Origin of the sequence: Mycobacterium sp. (assembly GCF_032159765.1) — a bacterium.
Taxonomy (GTDB): domain Bacteria; phylum Actinomycetota; class Actinomycetes; order Mycobacteriales; family Mycobacteriaceae; genus Mycobacterium.
Genome location: NZ_JAVHWM010000155.1, coordinates 1 through 5,005, shown reverse-complemented (window position 1 = coordinate 5,005; position 5,005 = coordinate 1). Strand labels below are relative to the sequence as shown.

At 65.7% G+C, this 5,005-nt stretch carries 4 protein-coding genes and 1 pseudogene; 4 read left to right on the top strand and 1 reads right to left on the bottom strand.

The window, feature by feature from the left end; translation table 11 throughout:
• Nucleotides 1–625 (top strand): TetR/AcrR family transcriptional regulator (locus QOH60_RS18860; RefSeq protein WP_526423162.1); only part of this gene is annotated, 625 nt, incomplete at its 5' end.
• A gap of 537 nt (nt 626–1,162) precedes the next feature.
• A complete protein-coding gene (locus QOH60_RS18855; protein ID WP_526423160.1) occupies nt 1,163–1,345 on the top strand; it encodes a hypothetical protein in 183 nt (60 codons plus the stop codon).
• 652 nt (nt 1,346–1,997) lie between these two features.
• Here QOH60_RS18855 and QOH60_RS18850 read toward each other — a convergent pair.
• Nucleotides 1,998–2,245, bottom strand: a pseudogene (locus QOH60_RS18850) (TetR/AcrR family transcriptional regulator); the annotation flags it as partial.
• A 51-nt stretch (nt 2,246–2,296) separates the two neighbouring features.
• On the opposite strand from QOH60_RS18850, the gene QOH60_RS18845 reads away from it, so the two are divergent.
• The gene (locus QOH60_RS18845; protein WP_526423158.1) at nt 2,297–3,925 is read left to right on the top strand and encodes an AMP-dependent synthetase/ligase; all 1,629 of its coding nucleotides are present in this window, start codon (nt 2,297–2,299) and stop codon (nt 3,923–3,925) included.
• Nucleotides 3,926–4,065: 140 nt separating this feature from the next.
• Nucleotides 4,066–4,851 carry a fumarylacetoacetate hydrolase family protein gene (locus QOH60_RS18840; protein ID WP_526423156.1) on the top strand — a complete coding sequence of 262 codons (786 nt, stop codon included), beginning with the start codon at nt 4,066–4,068 and terminating at the stop codon, nt 4,849–4,851.
• Nucleotides 4,852–5,005: the final 154 nt, after the last annotated feature.

Sequence of the window (5,005 nt, the reverse complement as noted above, 5' to 3'; positions counted from 1 at the left end):
CGGTGATGACGCACCGGCCTCGCTCGAGGACATCTTGGCGCTCGCGCTGAGAGCCTTCGCCACCTCTGGCTACGACGGGGTCTCGCTCCGCACGCTCAGCCACGAACTGGGAGCGAGCCACAACCTGCTCAACGGCCGCTTCGGCTCGAAGGAAAGGCTCTGGTACGCCACCATCGACTGGGCCTTCCAGCCCCTGGCTGTTCGGTTGGCCGCCGCATTCGACCCCACTCTCACCGACCCACTGGACCAGCTGAGGATCACTATTCGCACCTTCCTCACGCACTGCGCCGAGCACTCCGAGCTCCGCGGCCTGATGAACATCGAAGGCCGCCAGGACACCGACCGGCTCGCATACATCTACAGCACCTACATCCAACCCGCGCTCGCGCCAGTGCATCGCCTCCTCAACCACCTCGCCGCCCAAGGCCGAACCCGCCCGATCTCACCGCGCACCTTCCACTTCTTGGTCTCCCACGGTGCCGCCGGCCCCTTTACCCTGGCCCCACTCGCCCGCCACTTCGACCCCGCTGATCCCTTGGCCCCGGCCGCGGTCCAAGCCCATGCCGACCTGGCCGCCGACCTCATCGTGCGGGCCACCGAGATCAACAACACCCCACGTCAGTAGTTACCGACTTGTACGTCCAGACTTAATCGCCTCGTCCCAGAACCCCGGAGCCCGAAAACCGCGAACCCAATGGCCGTCCGCCGTGCGCCGTCCGCAGTCCGGTCTGCAGTCAATGACTCTCGTGTGCACAGCACTCGCCGTCATTGCCGCGCGCATGGCGCGGCACCTGGCCGCCATCAGCGACAGCAGGCCCGAATCGCGGTGGCGTGGGCGCGCCGGCCGGATGCCCGCCCTGCTGGGCGGCCGAAAGCCGTAGCCTCTCACCGCTTTTAGCCGTCAGTAGGGCGCCAATCATGACCGACCCGGACATCGCACCACGGCACTCGTCGGCTACAACCGCGCCGCAGAGCGCAGACCGATTCGGATGCTGGTTGAGACATCCAGCAATATGTATGTTGACAGTGATCAACATACATGGCTAGAATCGATGAAGCCCCGGTTCGAACAGCAGTGGGGCACAGACAAACGCGTCACACCCAATCACGCGCTCCCATACCGTTTCCGGCTTACCCCTTCGCGCAGAAATGTGAGTGAACCATGTCCTATGCCAGCGCCGTCGCCATCCTCATTCTCGTCCTGTCCCCTGTGCTCATCCCCCTAACCATCACCGCCGTGCACACCGTCGCCGATTGGCGCCGGAACAAGCGATCCGCCCTGAAGCACACCGGCCCAAACCTCAAGAACACCGACCCAAAGAGCCGCGCCGTCACCTCCAATTGATGGAGATTGAGCGTGACCGCGTTGTCGGACAGACGGGGTGACGCGACTTGCACGGTTTAGCGGCCGTCCGGGCCCCGAGTAGTTGACGCAGAACTCGCCTTTGGTTGTCGCCCAGTCTGGGCCGGCGGCCCGCGGCAGCCTCAGAGAAGTCGCGCGCCTGACGTGTTCAGACCCTTCGTGTCGGCGAGCTGGCCCCGACGTCGCTGCCCGACAGAGCAAGCATTTCAGCGAAGCCTTCGTTCAGACAGCGTGCAAAGCGTTCCGGTTCGGTCACTGCAGCAGGATCGAAATTAACTGCAATGCAGCATGTTTCACCGTGTGCGACCGGCTAACCATGGTGGCGCAGCCATGCAGCGGGCCGAACCCGTAGGCGCGCTCGATCTTGGCGCCGGCGAGATACGCGGTCCCGCGAAGGCCGGGGACATTGGATGCCTGCAGGTCGTTGCTCTTGGTGAGCGCACGGCGAATTGTGAAATCAGTGGTGCCGGCATTCGCGCGAGTCCGGGCGCGAGCAGGTAGAGGGCATCCAGCGCCGATTCAGGCCTGGCGCCCCCGACCAGATTCTTGATCGCCTGGATGCGGCGCGCCGGATCCGCGATCCCGACGTCGACTGGGCATTCCGGTCGCTGGTCCGAGATTGGTCAGCGCGCTCTGCGTACCGCAGCGCTTCCTTGGAACCGAAGCGGCCGTTGATCAGATTGTGGCTCACGCCCAGTTCCGGTTGATCGTCCGAAGCGAGACACCGTCATAGCCATGCGTAGCGAAGGCGCGCAATGCCGCGCCCAGGATCTCGTCGAGCGACGCCGACGAGTCCTCAGTGCGGGCACGTCCCGGCGGTTTCCGCCGCGTGGGCACGTTTATCGGGCACGATTCGCGAACGTTACCACGATAAAGTGTCATCCGACACAAAACAAATTGACATATGGCATATGTACCTCGTAGGCTACTCACATGCACACGACGGCGAGGTCATCGACGGACGATGCGGTTCATCGCGGTCCGACGACGGTTGGAGAGGCGTTTCTGGCGATGGTCGAGTCCCGCGGCGATGCGCCTGCGATCCTCGACGCCGACCTCGACGTGGTGCTCTCGTGGCGTGACTATGGCGCCCAGGCCCGCCGCGCCGCCACGGGCCTCGCCGCGCTGGGGCTGGGCCACGGGGACACGCTCGGGCTCCTGCTGAGCAACCGGCCCGAATTCCACATTGCCGATGCCGGCGCGCTACTTCTCGGCGCCATCCCCTTCTCGATGTACAACACCTCGGCACCCGAACAGCTCACCCACTTGGTCGCCGACGCCGATTGCCGAATCGTCATCACGGAGGCGACGTTGGTTGACGGCCTGCTCGCCGCCCTCGAGCGCGGTCGGGGCGCCGTAGAGCATGTCGTCGTCGTCGGATCGGACTCGTGGTTTGAGCTGCTGGAATCCGACGAACTGGAGCACGCCGCGGCCGTAAAGCCAAGCGACCTCGCAACATTGATCTACACGTCGGGTACCACCGGGCCACCCAAGGGCGTCGAGCTCACGCACGCGAACATCCTCACCATGGCCGCCGAGATGGGCGCGCTGGTCGGAGTTCAGCCGGGGCAACGCACGATCTCCTATCTGCCGATGGCGCACATCGCCGAGCGCGTGTGCACGCACTACCTACCGATCACCGCGGGCTTCAGCGTGGTGTGCTGCCCGACCCCAAGCACGGTCACCGAGTTGCTCCCGCGGGTGCGCCCGCACTTCTTCTTCTCGCCCCCGCGATTGTGGGAGAAGCTGCAGGCGTCCATTGCGGCCGATGTCGCGGCGGGGATCGACCAGCAGGAGATCCGTCGTCGCCTGGGCTTCGACGAGCTCACGGCAGCAGTGACCGGCGCCGCGCCGTGCCCACCCGCGGTGATCGACTTTTACGCCGCAATCGGGATCCCCTTGCGAGAGGTCTACGGCCTTTCGGAAACCACGGGCGTCGTCTCCTTGGCCGCCACGAACGACGTTCGCCCCGGCACCGTGGGGCCACCGCTTCCCAGCGCGCAGGTGAGGTTGGCAGAGGACGGCGAGCTCCTGGTGCGCGGCCCGCTGCTGATGGCGGGTTATCGCAACCGACCGGAAGCGACCGCCGAGGCGATCGACGCCGATGGCTGGCTGCACACGGGCGACATCGCGCGCATCGACGCCGACGGGCACCTGCGGATCGTCGACCGCAAGAAGGAACTCATCATCAACGCGGCGGGAAAGAACATGTCGCCCACCAACATCGAGGCGCGCCTGAAAGAAGGTAGTCCGCTCATCGGTCAGGCGTGCGCAATCGGTAACGGGCGACCGTACAACGTCGCGCTGATCGTCCTGGATCCCGCGGTCGCCGCTCCGTACGCGACCGATGCCGAACGGCAGGCCGAGGTGCAGGCCGGTGTCGACCGCGCCAACGCGCGGCTGGCGCGCGTCGAGCAGATCAAGCGCTTCGCCATCCTCGCCGAAGACTGGCTACCCGACTCCGACGAGTTGACGCCGACGATGAAGCTCAAGCGCCGGCCGATCGCACAGAAGTACGCCTCGCAGATCGAGGCGCTTTACACGACAAGGGAGACGCAATGAAGCTTGTGAGATACCGCCTGAAAGGGCGGGCGTAAGCGCGGGAGTCGTCATCGACGACACGCTGTCGCCCTGCCCGACCTCGACGGTGTCCCACCGACGTCACGGCGTTACTGCCGGCCGGCCCTGACGTCACTGCGGATGTGGCCCGCAAGGCCGTCGGTGCCCGGCAGCGGACGCCTCTCTCGGAAGTCGTTCTGCGCGCACCAATTCCGGCGCCATCGAAGTACCTGGCGATCGGCTTCAACTTCACCTCGCACCTTGCAGAGATTCAAGAGGCCGCGACGCAACCCCAGTACGCCGAGCGGATGGAGCGGTTTTCACATCTGCGTGCGGCGTTCCCAGACCAGAAGCTGCCGACGTTCTTCAACAAGCAGGTTTCCTGCATCACCGGACCCTACGACCCGATCCTGGCGCCGTACGACTCGCCGATGCTCGACTACGAGGGAGAACTCGTCGCGGTCATCGGGCAGCGGGTCTGCCGCGCCGACACCGCTACGGCGCTGGCGTCGGTCGCCGGCTACACAGTGGGCAACGATGTGTCGGTACGGGACTGGCAGCAAGAGACCCCAACGATGTGGCCGGGCAAGAGCTTTGACACCCATGGGCCGATCGGGCCGTGGGTCGTCACGGCCGCCGAAGTGGATCCCGGGGGTCTCGGTATCCGCACCTGGGTCGACGGCGAGTTGCGCCAGGATGGCTCCACGAAGGAGATGGTCACCGGGATCGGCGAGATGATCGCGGCCTTGTCCCGCGTCTGCACTCTGGAGCCCGGCGACCTGATCGCCACCGGGACGCCCGGCGGCGTCGGTGTGTTCTCCGGACGGCTTCTGCGCCCCGGTCAGCGTGTGCGCGTCGAGATCGAAGGTATCGGCGCGATCGAGAATCCCGTGGTCGCGGAGCCCTCCCCCACCAACCAGCAGGGCTGAGTTGGAATGTGGTGGCGCAACCGGGGATTGAACTCGTCCGTGTCCTACTCAAACTCTGCGTTTATCGCCGTCAGGTCGCGGTCGACGCTGTTCCGGGGTCGTCGATGCGGGCGATGATCCGCTCCGCGATCTCCCGCAGGGCGGTGAGCGCGGT